Below are 21,437 nucleotides of genomic sequence, written 5' to 3'. Positions count from 1 at the left end.
CTGTTTTCGCCGCCCTAATCCAGATCGGTGATCATTCGTCGCAACAACTCGGCGCGCCGCGGAAGTGCAGAAACCACAACGTATTCATTCGGGGAATGCCACTCGTTGCCTATCGCTCCCAGACCATCCAAGGTGGGGATGCCGACTGCAGACGTAAAATTGCCATCGCTGCCGCCGCCGCTCGATGTTTCGATCAGGCTGACGCCGAGTTCATGGGAAATTGACTTCGCTAACCCGAACAGCATGAGTCCGCCCGCGGTCCGCTCAAGGCAGGGCTTTTCAATTTCTCCGCTTGCCGCGATTGTCACGTCGCAACTGATCGGCCCTGCGGACAAGATCGTCTCGTCGACTGCTCGACCGGCTCCGGCGCTGGAAAAGCGAACATCGATGGTACAGAACGCGTGGCCAGCAACGACGTTCGGTGTGGTCCCGCCACCGATCTCACCGACGTTGATCGTCGTTCCCGTTGAGTAATCGGTCAATTTGTCGAGTTCTACGATCTGGCGCGCGATCTCCGAGATGGCGCTGCGGCCACTTGCGTGGGCCGAGCCGGCGTGCGCTTGCCGTCCCTCGACATCCAGGCGATATTTTGCGCGTCCTTTGCGGAACGTGATCACCTCGTCCCTGCGTGCCGGCTCGGCGATGAGGGCGTAGCGAGACTCCCTGGCCAACCGCTCGATGATGTCGCGCGAGGTCGGCGAGCCGATCTCCTCATCCGAGGTGTAGAGAATTGTGAGCGGCATGTTCGGCTGGTGAGCCAGACCAGCAATATGTTCAGCGGCTTTAAATGCCAGATAGCCGCCTGCCTTCATATCGGCGATGCCCGGGCCGTGAAAACGGTCGCCGTTGCGGCGCATCGCGACCGATCCGGGAGCGCACACGGTGTCCAGATGACAAACCGAGAGAATGCCGGGTCCGCCTCCCCACGGTAGCCGAACCAATAGATGGTCGCCCATTCCGTTGTTTCCGGGAATCCGCTCAAGGCTGGCACCGAGCGGTGCAAAATCGGCAGCGACGACATCGAGCAGTCGCCTCATATTCTCAACGTCGCCGGTCGGTGTTTCAATTTCCACCCAACGACGCAGGCCAGCGAGGATCGCTTCCGCTTCGAGTTCTTGAAATCTTTCTGGCATATTGCTTCCTCAAATTGCTGACAACATCCTTGGCGCCGTCTCACTGATGACGTCGATACGTCAGCTCAGGCTGCCCTCGTGGTCTTTCCAGATGGACGGAGAAAGCCGAAGAAATGTGTCTGCAGGGTAGGTTGTCGACCAATGACCCGCGCATTCGGACCCAGTCGCATTCCATAAATCCGGGAAGCTTGTCAGGTGGGTGAGGATCTCTTCAAACGCCTCGGCGTGATGTCCCCAGCCAATCCCCTTCGGATGAACGGTCAGACTGAAATACCTGCCACGTCGGTATTGGGCCTCGAACTCGCGAAGCCAGTTTCGCTTCAGTGCATTGACCCGATCAAGGCCAGTCCCCTCCGATGGAAACATCAGAAAAAACTGGTCATCGCAGCTGTAATGATATGGGAGCGTCAGGATTGTCTTGCACTGCTGGACGTCAGCGACCCAGTAATGAGGCGCATCGTCCGCGAGACCGTTGCCCATATAGGTGTAGCCGGCATCGATCAGCAACCCCATGGTCGCCTTGCTGATACTGCCCACTGCGAATGCGTCTTGCTGGCGCGGCAGGGAAAACCAGCCGTTCGGCCGGGTTCCAACGATTCGTTTCAACGTGGACGTGGTGAGCTCAATCCGCTCCCTTTCGTTCTCTACGAGCAATGTGCTGACGTCCTCATGTTTCCATCCGCCGGCGGCGATCTCATGCCCGTCTTTTCGAATCGCCTCGATCCGGTCCGGATAGATCTCCGCCATCACCGTCGGGACGACGAACGTTGCGCGCAATCCGAAGCGCCTCAGCAACCGCATGACGCTCTGCAGCCCCACGGTCATGCCGAACAGCGTGGTCGGATGCTTGAGATCACTCTCCGTGATGCCGGCGGGGGTCGAGGCTGGACTGAGATCGACGACAATGCCGAAGGCGCAGCGCTTGCCGTCAGGCCAGCGCACGTCTGCATCCTTTATCCCGATTTCGTCGGAGATGGTGTAGTCCTGCTTCCAGGGCATTCGGCTGGTCCTGATGTCTCGATGGCGATGATTTACAGTGGGCGCTGGGACAGCGAGTGCCGCGCCAGTTCTTCGCAGGTTGGAAACCATACGCCCGGAAGCTTTTTCATTGCGACGATCAGGCGTTCCAACATGTCGACCCTGGAAGCACGTCCGGAGACGAAGGGGTGCAGCATGAAGTTCAGGTAACCATTGATCTTGTACTGATGCCAGAACGCGCTCCACCACATCTCAAAAACCTCGTCGGGATCGAGAAGTCTTTGTGAACTTGTCTTGCTGCCGGCCCAGTTGGCGCTGAAATACATGGCGTCATCGATCGCAAAATGCACGGGCAACTGCAGCAGCCTGTTCGCGCCGTTCTCGTCGTCCTGATAGAGTGGTGTGTAGGCACACGAGGTCGATGAGTTGTAGATGAATCCTTCCCGGCACAGCAATGCGGGGCTGTGTTCGCTACGGGTTCCGACAGGACGGCGGCCCGTGACGCGTTCGAGCGCCGCAATCGTCTTGAGCAGATGATTTTCCTCGAGTGCCTTGTCCTTGGGGACCTGATGCTCCCACATGTGATCGGCGATTTCATGCCCGGCTCCGGCCGCTCGCTTGAGCGCCTCCGGATAAAGCTCGCAGATCCGCCCTGGGGTGAACACCGTGACCTTGATCCCATGGGCTTCGTACATCTCCAGCAAGCGCCAGATGCCGATCCTGCCGCCGAACTCCCCTTTCGCGCGTTGCATCGGCGGCTCATTCGCAAGCCTCCGGGCCAGCATGGCGTCGAAATCAAGTGTGAAATTCACGGCCATCCGTACTCCGGGCGGATAGCTGAAATTCGCGACGGGGACATGCCGCGCCTCATATCCAAGGGCAGCGGCCTTCAGCTGTTCGACTTCATTGGCGAGCGCGACATTTGTCATCAATTTTCCCGGATAAGGCTGGCTCCGCCCGGCGACAGAAGGGGCTCAGGCGGCGCCTCGATCGCTGCCGTTGCCGGACTTGGCCCCGCGCCGAAGACGCAAGCTAACGGCAGCTTCGGCGACCTTGAGACCGGCGAGAACGGAATTGACCACTGGAACGCCGACGCGATCCTGCAGCCGCTCTGTCAACTGGGGCATGAAACCCATGCCTAAACACCCCACGACTAGAATGTCAGCGCCGTCATCAACACAGCTGCGGGCCGCTTCCAAAATTCCATTGAAAGCCTCGTCCGGCTTTCGGACCAGATCGAGGACAGAGCAGCCGGCCGTGCGTTCGGAGACAAAGAGCTGGGCAAGCCCAAGGGAGCGAAGGCGAGCAATCAGCCCCTTGGGCGTGGGATCGGATGACAGCACCGAAAAGCGTTCGCCGAATTGAGCTGCGAGATGCATCGCGCTGTTGCCCGGCCCAACAACCGGAATATCGGTGACGTCTCGTAGCGCCGCAATGCCAGGGTCGCTGAAGCAGCCAATGATGACGGCATCGTAGTTCGCCTCAACCCACCCTGGAACGCAGCGCAGAAGTTCGGGCACCACCAGTGCCGCGTCGGCGTTGGACTCGACAGCCGAGGGGCCGTTTTCGATCGGCCTCACATCGATGGTGACATCAGATGAGGCGGCCCTGGACAAGTATGTCCGCCGACGCGCGATCTCCTCGGCACCGAGGGTCCGGTGCATCGGGCTCGTCAATTGGTAGAGGATCCTGGGTTGCATTTTCGCGATTGTCCGAGAGCCGAACGTCGGAGGGCGGGAATAGGAAGTTTGTTGAGTCCCAGCCCTCACTCGCGACGAACGTTCCAGAAGACCGGAAAGCTGAAGGGGATCATGCCCTTGAGATCGGAACGGTAGGCCGGAGGCGCAGCGAATTGCCCCGCCAGAACATAGTTGACGTTCTTATGGAAAACGGCCTGTATTTCGTCGCGGGACTTGTTGCTGTCTGCCGCAGTTGACGCCTGCGAATACACCTTCAACAGATCATTCATCGCGGGGGCGCAGTACCAGCCTGGGTTGTTCTCCATGCAGTTTAACGACACCATCTGCTGCGCGAGCGGATTGAGCAGATCGATCCCGGTCATCACCATGGGCGTCACGCCCCAACCACCATCCGCGCCTGGTGATTTTTTCAAGCGTCGAGAAGCAACCGTTGCGTAGTCCGACGTCCGAAAATCGATGTTGAATCCAGCTTGCTTCATCTGGTCCGCGATCACCGAACCGACCGGATTGAGAAGGGCGGATGTTCCTGCATGCAGGAAGACCACTGGCTCTCCTTTGTAGCCAGCTTCCTTCAATAGCTTCTGCGCGGCCTTCGGCCCGACCTCGCGGGAATATTCCGTGCCGGCATCCGAGCTCCCGCTGTTGCCGCACATGTAGATCGAATAGCAGACGCGGTACATGTCAGGCGGAACGCCGAGACCTGCCATGACGTCGCTCTGCTCGACCGCAACCTGTAAGGCCCGCCGAATCAACGGATTGTCGAAGGGCGCCTGCGCGTGATTGACGTTGATCGCAATCATGTTCTGAGCGATCGTCGGCTGCTTGCCAATCGTAACGTTCGGATCTTTGCGCAACAGATTGATGTAGTCGTATGGGACGACCTCCAGAAGATCGACTTCTCCCTTTTGTAGAGCGGCAACTCGCGTCGACTGGTCGGGAATGCTCAACAGCTCGATTCGGTCGAAGCTCACGAGCTTTCCGCCAGCGAGGCCATCCGCCGGCTCAGAACGAGGAACATAGTTCGGGTTGCGGGCAAAAACCGCCTTGGCGCCGGCACGCCATTGATCCTTCAGGAAAATGAACGGCCCGGAACCGATGACTTCAGGCACCGCTGTATTCGCGTCCAGGCGAGCCAGGCGCGCCGGCATCACAACCGGAATTTGATGGCCGGGCTTTCCAAGCGCATCGATGACGAATGCGAATGGCCGCCTGAGACTCAACTCGAAGGTCTTGGTGTCGATGATCTTGAAGCGATCCGCTGCGTCCATGAGTTGAGCACCGAAGCCGTCCCGCTTTGCCCAGCGCTCGATCGAGGCGATACAATCCTCCGATGTGACGGGCGCACCATCGCTGAACTTCAACCCGTCGCGGAGATGGAAAGTATACGTAAGCCGGTCGGCACTGACGTCCCAGCCGGACAACATTTGTGGCTTGTAATGGCCTTCGCTGTCGATCGCGACGAGTTCGTCAAACACGAGGTAGGCGAAAACGCGCGTCGCATTGATGGTAGTGATGATCGGATCGAGAATCTGAAGTTCGGTCTGAAGCGAAACCTTCAGCACCCGGTCTTCGGCATGCGCGGTCACGGAAAGACCCGCGGCACCAACGAATGAAAGAGCGGCGGACAGCATAAATTGACGCAATCCCACGGGAGCTCCTTTTGTTTGCCAAATGCTTCACCGCGCCTTTGGGGCGAAGCACATCAATCACGATCAGTGTCCGGTCACTCCCTGGTCGATCTTATGTCGTTGGTTCACACCAAGCCAACTGTCGCGGCGCGAACCCCTGAAACCTACCGTCGCAATTCATTTTACATCAAACCACTTGTTTTACGGCTAAGCATGATAAAAACTGAGCCTCCCTTTGGGCTTCGGTCGGGCGGCTGCAGCGACTGAACCGAGCAAAGCAGGATTGGCCAGTGTCACGGCTTTCGAAACGCGGATCGACGGCCCGTCGCCGTTTGCCCCCGCTCAACGCGGTGCGGGCCTTCGAAGCGGCCGCTCGTCACGTCAACTTTGCGCTGGCCGCGGATGAACTGGCGGTGACGCCCGGTGCGATCAGCCGACATGTGAAGGCGCTGGAGGCACAGATCGGTCGCAAGCTGTTCGACCGCCACCCCCAGTCGCTCCAGCTGACGGAGTTTGGCCGGACCTGGCTTCCGGTCGTGTCTGAGGCCTTTGACCTGCTCGAAAGCGGTACCGCCCGCCTGCTATCGGAGCGTCCCCGCTCGACGTTCGCATTGAGCGTGCAAACGTCATTTGCCACCGGTTGGCTGCTGCCGCGTTTCGCCCGCTTCCACCGTGAACAGCCGGAACTGACGATCAGGCTGCTTACGCACGCGGATTTGCCGGACCTCTTGCGCGAGGGCGCGCCCGACGCAGCCATTGCCCACGGCAGAGGCGAATGGCCGCGGCTGAATGCTCATTTTTTGTTCGCCGATCGGCTGATACCCATGTGCAGTCCTGCCTATCTCGCGGTTCAGCGCAGGCTCCTCGAACCGGCCCATTTGCTGACTGAAGCCTTGATCTCCACCGATGACACTGCAGGGGATTGGGCCGCGTGGTTCGCGATGATCGGTTTGCATGGCGAGCAGCCACAACGAATGCTTCATTTCGCCAACAACGTGCTTCCCGCCCACGCCGCAATGAACGGCCTCGGCTTTGCTCTCATCGATCCCAGCCTGGTGACGTCCGAGCTCGACCTCGGCCGGCTCATCGCTCCCCTGTCTTTTCCACCATTGATGCGCGGTACCGGTTGGTATCTTCTGCATTCGCCTGTTCGGCGCAAGGATCCTGTTATGATGGCTGTCCGGAACTGGCTCCAGCGCGAAGCGGGTTCAAGTGTTCGCCATATTTTTCCCAAGCCGGGCGGCGCGGCCCATCGCTAAAGCTCTTTCCGTGTCCTGGCTGAATTCAGGACATGGAATCAGGATGGAAGCACGATTGTTTTGACGCGTTTTGGATTGACACCCGTTGCGACGTACGTCGCTCCCACCGATCGAGCCAATGGCGTTGGCATGACCAGGATCAGTTTCGCCCACATGAAAAAAGAGCTCGCAATTTTCGCTCCGCTGACGCCGGGCGAACCGGTCGCCACCTGCGCAACCACAACCCGTGCTAACAGACCGGGGGTCTCAGATGCATCCCACTGATTTTCCTTCTCAGCCCGGCACCGTTCCTCCTGGATCGATCGGTCACAATCGCGGAGTGGTCGGTCGCAACTTCGCGTTCATACCGCCGGAAGGCGTGTTGAAAAGCCGGCTTCCGGCGTGGGCGTCCACGACCGTGCGTTTTCTGGCGGCCCCGACGCTAGGTGCCGGTTTCGCCCAATACTTGCTGGAAATCGAACCCGCGGGCGGCACAGTCAAGCCGATCTGTGTGGACCTGCAGCACTTCTTCTATGTCGTGACGGGAGGCGTGGACGTTAGCATCGACGCCGACCCGCCGGTGTCGCTCACAGCCGGCGCGTTTGTCTACGTTCCACCCGGCGTGTCTTTCGCGCTGTCCTGTCATCCCACGGCGTCTGCCCGCGTCATCGCCGTCAAGAAGCGCTATGAGACGGCCGAGGGTATTGCCGCGCCAAGGGCGATCATCGGTCAACAGCAAGCCATGCCGATGACGAACCACACGGGCTTGGCGGGTCGCGGCTTCAAACACCTGCTTCCCATGGGCGATCTGCGCTTCGACTTCGAGATGAACCTGATGTTCTTCCAGCCCGGCGTTTGCTTCCCAGCCGTCGAGACGCATATCATGGAGCACGGATTATTCATGCTTGAAGGTCAAGGCCTGTATTATCTTGGCAATACCTGGCACGAAATCTGGGTTGATGACTTCATCTGGATGGGATCGTTCTGTCCGCAGCAATTCCATCCCACCGGCCTGGCTCACTCGGTTTATCTCTTGTACAAGAACGTCAATCGCGACGTCGTTCTCTAACGACCGTTGCGTTCCTGCCTGCTGCATCCGAATTCGTCGCGCTGCCTCGCCCGTTCCCGCCTGATCGTACCGCTGGCTGGCGACTTCAGCCTTCGGGTTGCCAGCCGGCGGTCACGGAGAGGGCGCGCGCGTGCGCGGTCAGCGCTGTCGCGGTCGGACCTTTCAGGTCATCGTCGAGAATGCCGATAGGTCCCATCATCGTGATGGCCGCGATCATGAACCCGCCTTGGTCGAAAATCGGCGCGGAAAGAGAAGTGAAGTTCGGCAGAAGGGCATCGCGACAACGACTTATGCCGTCGCGCCGGATTGTGTCCATCATCTCCTCCACCTCGGCCTTGGTGGTGGGCGCATCATCCACCCGCGTCTCGCGCGAGAGTTCCTCCTTGAGCTCTTGATCCAGCATCTGGCTCGTCAGGGAGCGCGGCAGATGTGCAAGAAAGTTTCGCCCCAGCGCGGACCGCAGCAGGCTCAGGACGCTTCCGACACGCAGCTCAATGATGGGGCGGCTGGCTCCGCCCTCGACGCGATAGATGATGGTCGGTCCACGATTGCCCCACACGCCGAGAAATACCGTGTGGCCGATCGTCGTTGCGAGTTCGGTCATGGTGGGCCGCGCGACGCTGAAGACGTCGAATTGCTCGATGGCCGCCATGCCGAGCTTCAATGCGTAGGGGCCGAGCGCATAGCAGCCGGTGTCGGTCTCCTGTCGAACGATGCCCACCGCCTGGAAGCTCACGAGATAATAGTGGACGTTGGCTGCTGACATCCCGGTGTTGGCGGCGATCATCTTCAGCGGCACGGGTCGCAGCTCAGTCCGCAGGTAATCGAGGATCTTGAAACCGATTTCGATCGACTGAATGCCGCGCCGACCGGTGCGTTCTGCCTTGGTGATTTTGACGGGCTTGGATCCACGTGCTGGTGCAGACGCCGGATCCGGCGGGCGGGGTCGGCGCGGCCTCTTCACTGAAAATCCTTGCAAATCAGATAGTTATGGCGGGCGGTGCTTGCCGCATTATTGGGCGCGAGTCGGCAAACATTCAAGCTTGTCTTGTTTGATGACATCATATGAGTATGACTAAATAAAATAAGCTGCTGCCGGTTGTGGTTTTGCTGCGGGGCGCGAACAGGGGAATGGCTATGGATGCACGAGTGACGGCGGCACCTGCCGACCAGAATCTAACGCGCAGCGAGGAGCGGCAGGTCGTTTTCGCGTCGACCCTCGGAACGATGTTCGAATGGTACGATTTCTTCATCTACGGCTCGCTGGCCGTGTTCATGAGTTCGGTGTTGTTTCCGCCGGACAACCCGACAGCAGCGGTGCTCGCTTCCCTCGGTGCTCTTGCTGCCGGCTTCGTGATCCGTCCGATCGGCGCCGTGGTTTTCGGTCGCATCGGCGATCGGGTCGGCCGAAAATACACCTTCCTCATCACCATCATCATGATGGGCGGCGGCACCGCGTTGATCGGCTTCCTGCCCACCTACGCGAGCGTCGGCCATGCGGCATGGGTTTCGCTGGTCGTGCTGCGCTTGATCCAGGGCCTCGCTGTCGGCGGAGAATATGGCGGTGCCGTCGTCTACGTTGCCGAACATTCGCGCCCAGACCGGCGCGGGCTTCTGACCGGCTGGATCCAGATCACATCGTCGGTCGGATTGGCTCTTTCGATCATGGTCATCATCGGCACGCAGAGCATCATGAGCGAAGCCGATTTCAGGGCTTGGGGATGGCGCGTCCCCTTCATCATGTCGATCGCGATGCTGGCGTTATCGATCTACGTTCGAGCCAAGCTGCACGAATCGCCGGTATTTGCGCGCCTCAAGGCGGAGCGGCGCCTGTCCAGGAGTCCCGTCAAGGACACGTTTGCGCGCTGGTCCAGCCTCCTCTTGTGTTGATCGCGTTGTTCGGTGTGACAGCGGGCATGGGCTCGACCTATTTCACCGGCCAGTTCTACGTGATGATTTTCATGCAGCAGGTCGCCAAGATCGACCTGCAGACGTCGTATGGTCTGATGGCGATCGGTCTTGTCATCGGAGCTCCAGCTTTCATCTTCTTCGGCTGGCTGTCCGACCGGATCGGACGCAAGTGGCTGATGATGACGGGTCTCGTGCTTTCGGCTCTGTGCTACCGGCCGATGTTCTCGTCCCTTCTGGAAGCTGCGAACCCGCAGCTCGTCGCAGCGACCCGCAGCGCCCCGGTGACCGTGCATGCCGACACCACCAGCAAAGCGTGCCAGTTCGGCCTTGCAGCTGCGCTGCTGAGCTCGCACGGCGACCACAGCAAGCCTTGCGTGCAGGCCAAGAAGCTGCTGATCGGAAGCGGCGTCAACTTCAGCTATGCCTCTCCGATTGATGGCCATGCCGTATCCATGACGGTCAATGGCAGAACGATTGCCGGATACGATGCGGCAGCTTACCGCAAGGCCCTGGCGGACGCGGGTTACCCCGCCAAGGCCGATCCTGCAAAGGTGTCGTCGGCCTACATCGTCTTTCTGCTGGTCGTCATGACCGTCATCGTCGCGATGGTCTATGGACCGGTGGCATCGTTCCTGGTCGAGGTGTTCCCGGCGAACATCCGATACACGGCACTTTCGTTTCCCTACCACATCGGTGCCGGCATCTTCGGCGGCTTCCTGCCCTTCTTTGCAACCTATCTTTCGCTTGCGGTTGGCGACGTATTTGCGGGGCTCTGGTATCCGGTTGTCATTTGCACCGTGGTCGCCGTAATCGGGTCGATCGTGCTGCCGAACAGGCCGAGCATCGAGGCCGATCACTGAGCGTCACCTATTCGCGGCCGGACATTCTCCAGCCCGTGGTCGACGAGCGACCGCAGGCGGCCATATCCATCGTCAGCGCCGCTCGCGGGCGGGAGTGAGGATCGCATGCTCTTCGATATGGGTCAGCTTCCGGCGGATATCCGCTACAAGATACTCACTGCGACCGTCACGCCGCGTCCGATCGCGTGGGTGACGACCCGGTCCCGAGACGGAATCGCCAATGCGGCACCGTTCAGCTTCTTCAACGTGCTCGGACATGAGCCGCCGACGGTTGTGCTCGGCTTGCTGCGTCATCCGAACAAGGGCCTGAAAGATACGGCGCGGAATATCGTCGAGACGGGCGAGTTCGTCGCTCATCTGGTGCCGCAGCAGATGGCTGAAGCCATGAATGCAACGGGCGTGGATGCACCGCCCGAGGTCGACGAGATCGAGCTCGCCGGGCTGGAGACGCTTCCCTCGCAGATGGTTGCGCCTCCACGCCTCAAGGCGTGCCCGGTTGCGTTCGAATGTCGCTCCCTCTCGGTTCAGGAGACCGGGCCGCGGCAACTCGCCGTGATCGGCGAGATCGTTTGTGCGCATGTGGCGGAGCAGTTCGTGATCGATGCACAGAGGGGCCATATCGATACGATCGGCCTCGACCTCATTGCCCGCATGCACGGGTCGGGCTGGTATGCGAGGCCTCGCGACCTCTTCCAGCTGGTGCGGCCGCCGCTAATTGATTAGCGCGCGGGCTGCAAGGTGCCTCGCGCATGTCAATGCCGGCCGGGGATTGACAACGAATTATTATATACCTAAATATATGCAAATTCATATATTGCAAAGATGCATGAATGGACACGCATCCGCTGAAGCTCAAGGTGCAGTCGGTCACGGCGGAGACGCCGACGATCCGAAGGCTTGTGGTCGGCGTGGAGGGTAGTGCGGTCCCGCGATGGCAGGCGGGTGCACACGTCCGCGTGTCGCTCCCGAGCGGAGGAGACCGGCCTTACTCTCTGATGGCCTTGCCGGGCCTGCCTGAGGGCGTCCTCGCCCTTGGCGTTCTGCGCGAGCAGATGTCGACCGGCGGTTCGGCGTTCATGCATGCGCTTAAGATCGGCGATGTCGTCACAGCGTCGGCGCCCGTCAACACCTTCCGTCTGCACGAGGATGCTTCGCCGGCGCTTCTGTTCGCGGGCGGCATAGGCGTCACGCCGATCCTGTCCATGGCAGCCGAGCTTCAGGCCCGCGGCGTTGCCTACCATCTCCACTATGCCGGACGGGCGCCCGGCCAGTTGGCTTTCCTGCCGCAGTTGCAGGCGGTGTGCGCGAACAGCCTGTCGGTCCATTATGACAGCGACGCCTCCTGCCTCGACATCGCAGCGGCACTGCACCGTGCGCCCGCGAACTCGCACGTCTATGTCTGCGGTCCTGCCGGCATGATCGAAGCGGTGAAGAGCGCCGCCCTGGCGCAAGGCGTCGCTGCCGACCGCGTCCACTACGAACTGTTCAAGGCCGAGCCGCCGAGCGCGTCGAACCAGCCGTTCGAGGTCGCACTCAGATCGACGGGGCAAGTCATCACGGTCGCGGCCGATCAGAGCATCATCGAGGCGCTGGAAGCGGCGGGGCACGAGGTTCTCTACGACTGCCGGCGCGGCGATTGCGGCATCTGCCAGTGCGGCGTGATCGAGGGCGTCCCCGACCATCGCGATGTCATCCTGAGCGACCACGAGAAGGCGTCCAACAAGGTCATGCAGATCTGCGTGTCGCGCGCGAAGTCGGAGCGACTGGTGCTGGATCTCTAGGACGAGGAAAGGGACGGCATGAGCAGATACGCAGGAAATGCGCGGTCGATCGCGGCACTGGTGCGCGAGGCCGAGGTGCATCGCGACGTCTACGTCGATCCCGAGATCTTCGGGCTCGAGATGGAACACCTGTTTCCCAACAGCTGGGTCTATGTCGGTCATGCCAGCCAGCTGGCGAAGCCCGGCGACTTCATCACCGCCACCATCGGCCGGCAGCCGGTGCTGGCGAGCCGCCATAGCGATGGTTCGATCCACATCTTCTACAACCGCTGTCCGCACAAGGGCGTCAAGATCGCCTCGGAGCCCTGCGGCAATACCGGAAAGTTCTTTCGCTGTCCCTATCACGCGTGGTCGTTCAAGACCGACGGCTCGCTGCTCGCGATCCCCTTGAAGAAGGGCTATGAGGGCACCGGTTTCGCCGACACAGAGGCCAATGAAGGCTTGTCGCGGATCAAGAACGTCGTGATCTATCGGGGTTTCATCTTCGCGCGGCTGAACGAGACCGGCGTTTCCTTCGAGGACTATTTCGGCCAGAGCCTTTCAACCATCGACAACATGGTCGACCGCTCGCCGGAGGGCAGGCTCGAGGTCGTGGCCGCGCCGATCCGCTACCTGCACACTTGTAACTGGAAGATGCTGGTCGAGAACCAGACCGACACCTGCCATCCCATGGTGGCTCACGAGAGCTCGGCCGGTACCGCGGTCAAGGTCTGGAAACGCGAGCAGGGCGATTCCACGGAGACGCCGATGGCGGTGCAGCTTTATGGCCCGTTCATGAGTCCGTACGAATTCTACGAGCAGAGCGGCATCAGGATCTGGCCCAACGGCCATGGCCATACCGGCGTCGCCAACTCCATCCATTCCAACTACGCGGACGTCGGCGGCTATCTCGACCAGATGATCGCAGCCTATGGCGAGAGGCGGGCCCACGAGATCCTGGGCGAGGTCAGGCACAACACCGTCTATTTTCCGAACGTCATGGTCAAGGGCGCCGTCCAGATCCTTCGCAATTTCATCCCGATTGCAGTCGACAAGACGCTGGTCGAGAGCTGGGTCTATCGCCTAGTCGGCGCGCCCGACAAGCTTTACGAGCGCGCCCTGATGTACAACCGCTTCATCAACGCGCCGACCTCGATCGTCGGACACGACGATCTCGAGATGTACGAGCGGGCGCAGGAAGGCCTCAAGTCCAACGGCAATCAGTGGGTCAATCTGCGCCGGCTCTACGCGCGGGACGAGCAGCCCGACGTCACCGCTGTCATCAACGGCACGTCCGAGCGGCAGATGCGCAACCAGTTTCACACCTGGGCGAAATTCATGACCATGGACATGGACAAGCACGTCGAGGCCGCGGAATGATCGACGAGAAAGCCGTCACGGACTTCATCTATCGGGAGGCCGAGCTTCTCGACACCATGCAGTGGCAGAGTTGGCTGGACCTGTTTCATCCCGAGGGGCGCTATTGGATGCCGCTCGAATGGCAGCAGCAGGATCCGGTGCTCCAGCCGTCCTTGATGTACGAGGACCTGTTGCTGCTCAAGGTGCGGGTCGAGCGGCTCGCCGGCGAGCGCACCTTCAGCCAGAAGCCGAAGAGCCGCTGCCATCATCTGCTCCAGGCGCCGCAGATCGTCGCCTGCGACACTGCTGCCGGCGTGTTCAAGGCGCGGACGTCCTATATCTACACGGAGACGCGCGGCGATATGCTGGAGCGCTATTCGGGATGGGCCTCGCACGATTTCGTCCAGGTCGGCGACGCCCTGAAGATCAAGCTCAAGCGCGTCGATCTCATCAATTTCGACGCGCCATTCGGCAACATCCAGCTCTTCATGTGAGTGCATCTTGACCGCAGCCACTTCCGTCTATGCCCGCTTTCGCGAGACCGCCATCCGCCGGGGCGAGGCTAGCTTTCTCAACGTGCTGCCGGAGACGGCCAAGATCTACGGCATCGCGGCCGGCGAGATTTCCTATCGCGCAATGCTCGAGCGGGTCGAGCGCCGGCGGGCTGCATTTGCGAGCCGCGGCTACGGCGAAGGACACAGGGTCGGGCTTCTGCTCCAGAACAGGCCGGTGTTCGTCGAATTGTGGTTTGCGCTGAACGCGCTCGGCGTGTCCGTCGTGCCGATAAATCCTGATCTGCGAATGAGTGAGCTCGAATACATCATCGCGCATTCCGAGATGAACGCGGCGTTCGTTCTCGGCGAGCGGCGGGACGAGGTTGAAACTGCGGCACGCCAGGCGGGGCGCGCGATTCCGGTCGCGAGCGACAGCGATGACGTCCCCGTACCCTTCGGCGGCGCGCGGGCTGCAATCGCCGGCGACGACTCGACCGAATGCGCGCTGCTCTACACGTCGGGTACGACGGGCCAGCCCAAGGGCTGCGTGCTCACCAATACTTATTTCCTGCACAGCGGAAACTGGTATCGCGACGCCGGCGGGCTGATCGGTCTCAAGCCCGATCGCGAGCGCATGATCACGCCGCTGCCGCTGTTTCACATGAACGCGATGGCGGTCTCGCTGATGGCGATGGTCTCGGTCGGCGGCAGCCTGACCATGCTGGATCGCTTTCATCCGCGCAGCTGGTGGCAGTCGGTGCGGGACAGCCGCGCCACCTGCCTGCATTATCTCGGCGTCATGCCCTCGATGCTGATGAGTGCACCGGCATCGAACGAGGACAAGGCCCACGCGGTGCGCTTCGGGTTCGGCGCCGGCGTCGACAAGCTGCTTCACGCGCCGTTCGAGGCGCGGTTCGGTTTCCCGCTGATCGAAGCCTGGGCGATGACCGAGACCGGCAGCGGCGGCGTGATCGCCGCCAATGTCGAGCCGCGCAAGATCGGCAGCAGTTGCTTCGGCCACCCGGTACCCGAGGTCGACATTCGCATCGTCGATGAGAGCGGGAACGATGCGCCGGAGGGGATGCCGGGCGAACTGTTGGTGCGGCGGGCAGGCGCGGACCCGCGCTACGGCTTCTTCCGGGAATATCTCAAGAACCCCGAAGCCACCGACGAAGCGTGGGACGGCGGCTGGCTGCACACCGGCGATATCGTCTCGCGTGATGCGGATGGCGATCTGCATTTCGTCGATCGCAAGAAGAATGTCATCCGTCGTTCCGGCGAGAACATCGCCGCAGTCGAGGTCGAATCGGTCCTCAATCGTCATCCCGCAATCCGGCAGGCCGCAGTTGCGGCGACGCCCGACCAGGTGCGGGGCGACGAGGTCGCCGCCGTCATCATCGCCGAGCGGGGCGGGGCGGACCGCGCACTCGCCGAGGCCATCGTCCGCTGGAGCCTGGAGCAGATGGCCTATTACAAGGCGCCCGGATGGATTTGCTTCGTCGATCGGCTGCCGCTGACCGCAACCGAGAAGATCCAGCGCGGCGGCTTGAAGGACTTTGTCGCGAAGCTGATGCACGACGGCGCATTCTTCGATCTCCGCGAGTTGAAGCGGCGGCAGGTCTGAGGCATCCCACTCGCAGGAAACCGATTATGAGCCAGGCCCGCACCACACTCATTACAGGGGGCAATTCCGGGATCGGCGAAGCGCTGGCCCGCAGGCTCGTCGATAAAGGACAGCGCGTGGTCTCGGTGGGGCTGGAGAAGCCAGGCTGGACGCACGATCTGCTCGCGGCCTATTGCGCGGACCTGACCAGCCTCAAGGAGACCCGGGCGATCGCTAAAGAGATCAGCTCCGACCACGCGATCGATTGCCTCGTGCACAATGCCGGCACCATCCTGCCGAACCTTCTGCCCGATGCGAGGCCCGAAGACATCCTGATGCTTGCGCAGCTGCATCTGGGGGCACCGATGCTGCTGACCCAGGCAGCCCTTGAGGGGATGATGTCGCGCCGTCTCGGCCGCATCGTGTTCGTCAGCTCGCGTGCGGCGATGGGTGCCGTGACCCGCTCGGCCTATTCCGCCACCAAGGCGGGCATGCATGGCATGGCGCGGACATGGGCGCTGGAATTGGCCTCCAGCGGCATCACCGTAAACGTCGTCGCGCCGGGTCCCATTCTGACGGACAATTTCTGGGGCATCGTCCCCAAGGATTCCGAGCGGCAGGAGAAAATGGCCCGCAACGTTCCGGTTGGCCGGCTCGGCTCGCGCGAGGACGTCGCGCACGCGGTCGAATTCTTCCTCGACGAGCGTTCGGACTTCGTCACCGGACAGGTGCTTTACGTCTGCGGCGGCACCAGCTTGGTTGGCCTCGGTCCCTGATCGTTGATCGATCAGATCTGATTCTGGCGAATATTCTCCACCATCCTGGCCAGCACGCGGGCGCAGACTTCAACCTCGTCGGGGTCGATGCCGGCGGTCAGACGTTCGTAATTCTTTTCCATGATCGGCCAGATCTTGCGCAGCAGCGCCTCGCCGTCCGCCGTCAAGGCCACGACGCGACGGCGCTGGTCCTCCTCGGCGATCTCTCGCTCGACGAGGCCCGATGAAACCATGGATTCGACCATGCGGCTGGCGGTCGACTGCTCGGTCACGGCGAGAACGGCGATCTCGTTGACAGTGAGAGTCTTGTAGATGAACAGCACCGACAGCGTGCGAAAGACGACGTTGCTGATGCCGTGCTCGCTGAGATCCCGGTTCTGGTCGAGATTCCAGCGGTTGGCCAGCCGATTGAGCAGATAGGGAATGTAGGCTTGCAGCTGGTCCCTCGTCCTTGGCGGACCGGATTTCCATCTGCTTCTGGATTCTTTACCCATTATTTCTTGTGTCTCTGCTTCTTGCTCTCGACGCGAATCTTTGAGGAGATGGACCGCAACACCGAAAGCGCGGCGTCGAGCTCCCGGCGCGGGACGTTCTCGAACCGCTCGCCGAGATGCTTCTTGTGGACGTCGGCGGCCTTCCGGAACAGGGCTTCGCCCTTGGGTGTGAGACGCACGATGAACGATCGCCGGTCCTCGCTCGACATTTCCCTGCTGATGAGGTCGTCGGCCAACAGGCGCTGCACGAGTCCGGAGACGTTGCCGCCGGACACTTTCAGGTTCTGCGACAATTGCCCGAGCGCAAGTCCGTCCCTGCAACGATCGAGCTGAGCCAGCACGTCAAACTTTGCGAGCGACAGTCCAAACTCAGAACTCAGCACGGAATTCAGCGACCCGAAGAACTCGCCGTGCAAAGACAGCAATTGAAGCCACAGCCGGGTTTCCACCTGCCCGGGGACGGAAACAACGTTCGCTTTGAGTGCTGCCGGCATCACATGACCATCGAGCACAGAGTGTCTCGTCGAGTAGCGGGAAATTTATCGCGGGTCTGTCGCTCCGATTAACAACCTGAGAATCGTAGTCAAGCCGTCTGATCCTGACGTCCTTCGGTCCGAACGGCAATCTATTCCTGTGCCGGGCGCGATCTGCATCATGCGAAGGTCTTGATGGTCTGGATCACGCCGTCGAGCTCCTTGCCGGCGCTGTCCTTCAGCGCCGCTTCCCGCAGGCGCCGCGCCCAGTCGGCGGCGTCCTCGCGCCGCTCGACCAGCTTGATCGCGGCCAGCGTCTTGTCGAATTTCGACAGCCCCCGGCTGTGGGTATCGGAATAGCCTTTCACAAGGCGGCGGCATTGCAGAATTTCGACACCGAGCTGGTAGTTGGTGCCGACCGCGTCGGTCGCGGCCTTGAGCCATTCGTCCCGGTGAGCAGTCTCGATTGCGTGGCGCAGTGAGCGGCGGCGCAGGCCGCGAAGTCCACCCACGACATAGAGCGCCAGGAACCAGGGCAGCGAATAGGTTCGCACCCGGCGTCCTTTGTTGACGCGGCGATCGAGCCAGCCGAGGAGGCGCGGCCTCGCGCCCAGCCAGCGGCCGAAACTCGCCGGCAGCATGCCCATGACTTCCTCCATGCGGGGGTGCATGAATTCGGTGGTCTGGAGCACCTGTCCCTGCGACATCTCGAGCTCGCTCTCGATGCGCGCGCGGCGACCAGCGCGTGTCTTGAGGTCGGCCACGCGGATGACGTCGTCGTAGGTCATGGCGTTGGCGAGATACTTTGCCGCGGCCCGCGTGAAGGCATAGCCCCGCGCAGCGCCACCGGCGTTTCGGTCGGCCGTGAGCAGGCTGCTGAGCATGTCGAGATATTCCGCGCCATAGGTGACGTCCTGGAAGTCGACCACCTTCTTCAAGCCAGCGCGGCTCATGGCCTGCGCGGGCTCGGGCAGCTCCCGGTTCAATCTGGCGACAAGCCCGGCGAGTTGCGGATCGGGCATCGCAGGAGAGGGGATGCTGTCGGCGACCTTCGATTGCACGGGCGCCGCGACTTCGGGAGGCCCGGTCTCGACCCGGTCAAAGGCCGCTTCAAAAGTTCGTATGCTGGCCTTGGCCCCCTTCTCGCCGGCGCGGATGACATCGAGATAGCTTTCGCGGCTGAAGGGCAGCACCCTGGCCGCGGCGAGCGCGCCAAACATAGCAGCCGAGATGACGCTGCCGTGCTCGATCGCCAGCGCATTCAGGTCGAAGATGATCTCGGTCTTGGCGGCAACGCCGATGGCGCCGGTGACGGCGTCCCCATCTGCAATGCCGTTACCCGGCGCGATCTTCTCGCCGATGGCAAACGACCGGTGATTGGAGGCGATCAGCGTCGTGCGGTCCGGCGTCACCAGGCCACGCAGGATCGAGCGCCCCGCTTCCATGAATTCGGCGGCCATCACGACGTCGACATCGCCAGGGGTGGGCATCAGCGACAGGATCGGCTTGCGGCCATCCAGTGGCGGCATTGCCTCGATGTAATAGATCGTGGCGCCGGTCCGCTGGGCGACGCCGGGCACCGAGGTCGATTGCGCGACCCAGCCGTGGTTCTCGGCGAGTTGAACGATCCAGCCGGTCAAGACGCCGCCGCCCTGGCCGCCCATCGCGACGATCGCGATCGAGATCGGCCGCTCGGTCGCGTCACCGGCGGCGGGGAGGGCGAGCCGGACCGTTTCGTCTCTCATGCCAGCGCCTCGAGCGCCGGACGCCGGCGATCGCGCCGCCGTTGCAGCCAGCCGATCACGGCCATGGCGATTTTCGATTTGAACGTGTCCCAGCGGGTCGGGTTATGAATGACGTCGGCGCGATAGAAGGACGGGCACAGCACCGCGGCTTCGGCGACCTCGCCGCAATTGCCGCATCCGACGCAGGAATTGTCGATCGCCGCAACGGGATCGTCCCGCAAGGGATCGTCGAGCTGCTTCACGGAAAGCGAGGGACAGCCGGAGAGCCGGATGCAGGCGTGATCGCCGGTGCAAACATCCTCGTCGACGCCGAAGCGTTCCTTGACGGTGCGCAACCCGTCCTTGATCGCCTTGTTGATCTGCGGCTTCACGCGGCGCTGCTTGTTCAGCATGCATTCGGAGGAGGCGACGATGACCTTGGGGCCTTCGTCCTTGGTCGTCAGGGCCTCCTTCAGCGTGTCGCGCATCTTGCCGACGTCGTAGGTGCGGTCGATCTGGCGGACCCATTGGCCGCCGATGCCCTTTACGGCCTGGACGATCGAATTGTTGGTGTTGCGCCGCCTGTTGGTCGCGCGCGACGACAGGATGTCCTGACCGCCGGTCGCCGAGGTGTAGTAGTTGTCGACGATGAGGAAGACGCCGTCATGCTTGTTGAACACGGCATTGCCGATACCGCTGGTCAGTCCGTTGTGCCAGAAGCCGCCGTCTCCCATCACCGCGATCGAGCGCTTGTCGGCCTTGACATTGAAGGCCGAGGTCGAGGCCGGGCCGAGGCCGAAGCCCATGGTGGTCGCGCCGATATTGAAGGGCGGCAGGATCGAGAACAGGTGACAGCCGATGTCGGCTGAGACGTGGTGCTGCCCGAGCTCCTCTTCGACCAGCTTCATCGCGGCGAAAATCGGTCGCTCCGGACAGCCGGTGCAGAGCCCGGGCGGGCGCTGCGGGACGGCCTGCTTGAGTTTCTCGACGGCGGGGTGGTTGAGCACGGGAGCAGCATCCGGCGCCGGCGGCCGGTTGCCGAGCAGTCGCGGCTCGGTCTTTTCCAGGAATTCCCTGATGCCGCCGAGCAGCACCTGCGCGGTGTAGTCGCCGCCCATCGGCAGCACGTCCTTGCCGTGGACGCGCGCATTGATGTCCTTGCGCCGCAGCACCGTGTTGATCGCCTGCTCCAGATATTCCGGCTGGCCTTCCTCGACGATCAGGACGGCCTCCTTGCCGAGGCAGAACTCTGCGACCTCCGTATCGATCACGGGGTAGGTGACGTTCATGACGTAGAGCGGAACCTGCGTGTTGCCGTAGGCGTCCGAGAGGCCGAGATATTGCAGTGCGCGGATCACGTTGTTGTACATGCCGCCCTGCATGACGATGCCGACCTTGCCCTGCTCCGGCCCCATCCGTTCGTTCAGCTTGTTGTCGCGGATGAAGCCGATCGCCGCGGGCATCCGCGTCTTGATCTTCTCCTGCTCATGCTCATAGGCCGCCGGCGGCAGCACGATGCGCCCGAGATCCCGCTTGGGATTGTTCAGTGCGTCCTTGATGGAATAGGCCGGCTTGACGTTGTCCTTGCAGGCGAAGCTGCCATGCATATGACATGCGCGAACGCGAACCTCGAGCATCACCGGGGTGTTCGAGGCCTCCGAGAGCTCAAAGCCCTTCTCGATCAGATTGACGATGCATTCATGGTCGGGCCGCGGATCGAGTAGCCACATCTGCGATTTCATGGCGAAAGCGTGGGTGCGCTCCTGCATGATCGAGGAGCCTTCGCCGTAATCCTCGCCGACGATGATCATGGTGCCGCCGGTAACGCCGCCGGAGGCGAGATTGGCGAGCGCGTCGGAAGCAACATTGGTGCCGACCGTCGACTTCCAGGCAACCGCGCCGCGCAGCGGATACATCACGGATGCCGAGAGCATCGCGGCTGCGGCCGCTTCGTTGGCCGAGCTCTGGAACACCACGCCGAGATCGTCGAGCACGTCCTTGGCGTCGGCGAGCACGTCCATCAGATGCGAGATCGGCGAGCCCTGGTAGCCGCCGACATAGGCGACGCCGGACTGCAGCAAGGCCTTGGTGATGGCGAGGATGCCTTCGCCGCGGAAAGTATCGCCCGTGCCGAGCCGGAGATCTTCGACTTCGCGAGCGAAAGACCGTTCAGCCATTGCATCCTCCAGAAATATGCATTAACATACTTTTACATGTGAAGTAAGTCAATGCCGGGC

20 protein-coding genes are annotated in these 21,437 nt (G+C 61.7%); 10 read left to right on the top strand and 10 right to left on the bottom strand.

What is annotated here, in order from left to right; translation table 11 throughout:
* Window positions 1-14: 14 nt before the first annotated feature.
* From GWG65_RS22690 to GWG65_RS22670, 5 genes are all read right to left on the bottom strand, one after another.
* Window positions 15-1,133 carry a M20 family metallopeptidase gene (locus tag GWG65_RS22690; RefSeq protein WP_275197796.1) on the bottom strand — a complete coding sequence of 373 codons (1,119 nt, stop codon included), beginning with the start codon at window positions 1,131-1,133 and terminating at the stop codon, window positions 15-17.
* 60 nt (window positions 1,134-1,193) lie between these two features.
* Window positions 1,194-2,132: a polysaccharide deacetylase family protein gene (locus GWG65_RS22685; RefSeq protein ID WP_275197795.1), complete on the bottom strand. Its 939-nt coding sequence runs from the start codon at window positions 2,130-2,132 to the stop codon at window positions 1,194-1,196.
* Between the two features lie 32 nt (window positions 2,133-2,164).
* Window positions 2,165-3,040, bottom strand: a complete 876-nt coding sequence (locus GWG65_RS22680; RefSeq protein WP_275197794.1) for a polysaccharide deacetylase family protein — start codon at window positions 3,038-3,040, stop codon at window positions 2,165-2,167.
* Window positions 3,041-3,085: 45 nt separating this feature from the next.
* The gene (locus tag GWG65_RS22675; RefSeq protein ID WP_275197793.1) at window positions 3,086-3,727 is read right to left on the bottom strand and encodes an aspartate/glutamate racemase family protein; all 642 of its coding nucleotides are present in this window, start codon (window positions 3,725-3,727) and stop codon (window positions 3,086-3,088) included.
* Window positions 3,728-3,876: 149 nt separating this feature from the next.
* The gene (locus GWG65_RS22670) at window positions 3,877-5,460 is read right to left on the bottom strand and encodes an ABC transporter substrate-binding protein (protein WP_275197792.1); all 1,584 of its coding nucleotides are present in this window, start codon (window positions 5,458-5,460) and stop codon (window positions 3,877-3,879) included.
* 269 nt (window positions 5,461-5,729) lie between these two features.
* Between GWG65_RS22670 and GWG65_RS22665 the strand changes: the two genes are divergently transcribed.
* Window positions 5,730-6,698: a LysR substrate-binding domain-containing protein gene (locus GWG65_RS22665; RefSeq protein WP_148740258.1), complete on the top strand. Its 969-nt coding sequence runs from the start codon at window positions 5,730-5,732 to the stop codon at window positions 6,696-6,698.
* Window positions 6,699-6,948: 250 nt separating this feature from the next.
* Window positions 6,949-7,746, top strand: a complete 798-nt coding sequence (gene allE, locus GWG65_RS22660; protein ID WP_275197791.1) for a (S)-ureidoglycine aminohydrolase — start codon at window positions 6,949-6,951, stop codon at window positions 7,744-7,746.
* Between the two features lie 85 nt (window positions 7,747-7,831).
* Here the strand turns inward: allE and GWG65_RS22655 are convergent, their stop codons facing one another.
* Window positions 7,832-8,710, bottom strand: a complete 879-nt coding sequence (locus tag GWG65_RS22655; RefSeq protein WP_275197790.1) for an IclR family transcriptional regulator — start codon at window positions 8,708-8,710, stop codon at window positions 7,832-7,834.
* Window positions 8,711-8,895: 185 nt separating this feature from the next.
* Between GWG65_RS22655 and GWG65_RS40465 the strand changes: the two genes are divergently transcribed.
* The 8 genes from GWG65_RS40465 to GWG65_RS22620 all read left to right on the top strand — a co-directional run bounded on the left by GWG65_RS40465 (window position 8,896) and on the right by GWG65_RS22620 (window position 16,509).
* A complete protein-coding gene (locus GWG65_RS40465; RefSeq protein ID WP_342760659.1) occupies window positions 8,896-9,636 on the top strand; it encodes an MFS transporter in 741 nt (246 codons plus the stop codon).
* 26 nt (window positions 9,637-9,662) lie between these two features.
* Window positions 9,663-10,517: a hypothetical protein gene (locus tag GWG65_RS40460; protein ID WP_342760658.1), complete on the top strand. Its 855-nt coding sequence runs from the start codon at window positions 9,663-9,665 to the stop codon at window positions 10,515-10,517.
* A 105-nt stretch (window positions 10,518-10,622) separates the two neighbouring features.
* Window positions 10,623-11,240: a flavin reductase family protein gene (locus tag GWG65_RS22645; RefSeq protein WP_275197789.1), complete on the top strand. Its 618-nt coding sequence runs from the start codon at window positions 10,623-10,625 to the stop codon at window positions 11,238-11,240.
* 107 nt (window positions 11,241-11,347) lie between these two features.
* Complete coding sequence (locus GWG65_RS22640) at window positions 11,348-12,298, top strand: PDR/VanB family oxidoreductase (RefSeq protein ID WP_275197788.1); 951 nt, start codon at window positions 11,348-11,350, stop codon at window positions 12,296-12,298.
* A gap of 18 nt (window positions 12,299-12,316) precedes the next feature.
* Entirely contained in the window at window positions 12,317-13,657 is a 1,341-nt protein-coding gene (locus tag GWG65_RS22635; protein ID WP_275197787.1) for a Rieske 2Fe-2S domain-containing protein, read from the top strand.
* A complete protein-coding gene (locus GWG65_RS22630) occupies window positions 13,654-14,130 on the top strand; it encodes an aromatic-ring-hydroxylating dioxygenase subunit beta (RefSeq protein WP_275197786.1) in 477 nt (158 codons plus the stop codon). Before GWG65_RS22635 ends, GWG65_RS22630 begins: the two co-directional genes overlap by 4 nt.
* Before the next feature lie 7 nt (window positions 14,131-14,137).
* Window positions 14,138-15,754 (top strand): ATP-dependent acyl-CoA ligase, encoded by a 1,617-nt coding sequence (locus tag GWG65_RS22625; protein WP_275197785.1) that lies wholly within the window; start codon window positions 14,138-14,140, stop codon window positions 15,752-15,754.
* Window positions 15,755-15,780: 26 nt separating this feature from the next.
* The gene (locus GWG65_RS22620) at window positions 15,781-16,509 is read left to right on the top strand and encodes an SDR family oxidoreductase (protein WP_275197784.1); all 729 of its coding nucleotides are present in this window, start codon (window positions 15,781-15,783) and stop codon (window positions 16,507-16,509) included.
* 11 nt (window positions 16,510-16,520) lie between these two features.
* On the opposite strand, the gene GWG65_RS22615 is transcribed toward GWG65_RS22620, so the two are convergent.
* From GWG65_RS22615 to GWG65_RS22600, 4 genes are all read right to left on the bottom strand, one after another.
* Window positions 16,521-17,003, bottom strand: coding sequence for a MarR family winged helix-turn-helix transcriptional regulator (locus tag GWG65_RS22615; RefSeq protein ID WP_275197783.1), 483 nt, complete (start codon window positions 17,001-17,003; stop codon window positions 16,521-16,523).
* On the bottom strand, window positions 17,003-17,515 hold the full coding sequence (locus GWG65_RS22610; protein WP_275197782.1) for a MarR family transcriptional regulator: 513 nt from the start codon (window positions 17,513-17,515) through the stop codon (window positions 17,003-17,005). The genes GWG65_RS22615 and GWG65_RS22610 overlap by 1 nt, the downstream gene beginning before the upstream one ends.
* Before the next feature lie 140 nt (window positions 17,516-17,655).
* Window positions 17,656-19,221 (bottom strand): indolepyruvate oxidoreductase subunit beta family protein, encoded by a 1,566-nt coding sequence (locus GWG65_RS22605; RefSeq protein ID WP_275197781.1) that lies wholly within the window; start codon window positions 19,219-19,221, stop codon window positions 17,656-17,658.
* The gene (locus GWG65_RS22600) at window positions 19,218-21,377 is read right to left on the bottom strand and encodes an indolepyruvate ferredoxin oxidoreductase subunit alpha (RefSeq protein ID WP_275197780.1); all 2,160 of its coding nucleotides are present in this window, start codon (window positions 21,375-21,377) and stop codon (window positions 19,218-19,220) included. Before GWG65_RS22600 ends, GWG65_RS22605 begins: the two co-directional genes overlap by 4 nt.
* Window positions 21,378-21,437: the final 60 nt, after the last annotated feature.

Source organism: Bradyrhizobium sp. CSA207, assembly GCF_029051685.1.
Taxonomy (GTDB): domain Bacteria; phylum Pseudomonadota; class Alphaproteobacteria; order Rhizobiales; family Xanthobacteraceae; genus Bradyrhizobium.
The sequence above is the reverse complement of the archived record's forward strand: the minus strand, read 5'-3'. Positions and strand labels throughout refer to the sequence as shown.